Raw genomic sequence first — 1,297 nt, 5'->3', positions numbered from 1 at the left:
ACAACTGGCACACCAGAGGTTCGTCCGTCCCGGTCCTCTCGTACTAGGGACAGCCCTTCTCAAGACTCCTACGCGCACAGCGGATAGGGACCGAACTGTCTCACGACGTTCTAAACCCAGCTCGCGTACCGCTTTAATGGGCGAACAGCCCAACCCTTGGGACCGACTCCAGCCCCAGGATGCGACGAGCCGACATCGAGGTGCCAAACCATCCCGTCGATATGGACTCTTGGGGAAGATCAGCCTGTTATCCCCGGGGTACCTTTTATCCGTTGAGCGACGGCGCTTCCACAAGCCACCGCCGGATCACTAGTCCCGACTTTCGTCCCTGCTCGACCCGTCGGTCTCACAGTCAAGCTCCCTTGTGCACTTACACTCAACACCTGATTGCCAACCAGGCTGAGGGAACCTTTGGGCGCCTCCGTTACCCTTTAGGAGGCAACCGCCCCAGTTAAACTACCCATCAGACACTGTCCCTGATCCGGATCACGGACCCAGGTTAGACATCCAGCACGACCAGACTGGTATTTCAACGACGACTCCACAAACACTGGCGTGCCTGCTTCACAGTCTCCCAGCTATCCTACACAAGCCGAACCGAACACCAATATCAAACTGTAGTAAAGGTCCCGGGGTCTTTCCGTCCTGCTGCGCGAAACGAGCATCTTTACTCGTAGTGCAATTTCACCGGGCCTATGGTTGAGACAGTCGAGAAGTCGTTACGCCATTCGTGCAGGTCGGAACTTACCCGACAAGGAATTTCGCTACCTTAGGATGGTTATAGTTACCACCGCCGTTTACTGGCGCTTAAGTTCTCAGCTTCGCCTGGACGAATCCAAGCTAACCGGTCCCCTTAACGTTCCAGCACCGGGCAGGCGTCAGTCCGTATACATCGCCTTACGGCTTCGCACGGACCTGTGTTTTTAGTAAACAGTCGCTTCTCGCTGGTCTCTGCGGCCACCCCCAGCTCACGGAGTAAATCCGATCACCGGGTGTGGCCCCCCTTCTCCCGAAGTTACGGGGGCATTTTGCCGAGTTCCTTAACCATAGTTCACCCGAACGCCTCGGTATTCTCTACCTGACCACCTGAGTCGGTTTAGGGTACGGGCCGCCATGAAACTCGCTAGAGGCTTTTCTCGACAGCATAGGATCATCCACTTCACCACAATCGGCTCGGCATCAGGTCTCAGACTATTGCCAGGCGGATTTACCTACCTGACGTCCTACACCCTTACCCCGGGACAACCACCGCCCGGGATGGACTACCTTCCTGCGTCACCCCATCACTCACCTACTA

At 56.3% G+C, this 1,297-nt stretch carries 1 rRNA gene; it reads right to left on the bottom strand.

Features of this window, described 5'->3' with window-relative positions:
* A 23S ribosomal RNA gene (locus tag ACZ7HQ_RS45565) occupies positions 1–1,297 on the bottom strand; the annotation flags it as partial.

This window comes from Streptomyces sp. NPDC037290, from assembly GCF_055603245.1.
Note: the sequence above shows the minus strand (reverse complement) of the source record. Positions and strands in the feature narration are given on the sequence as shown.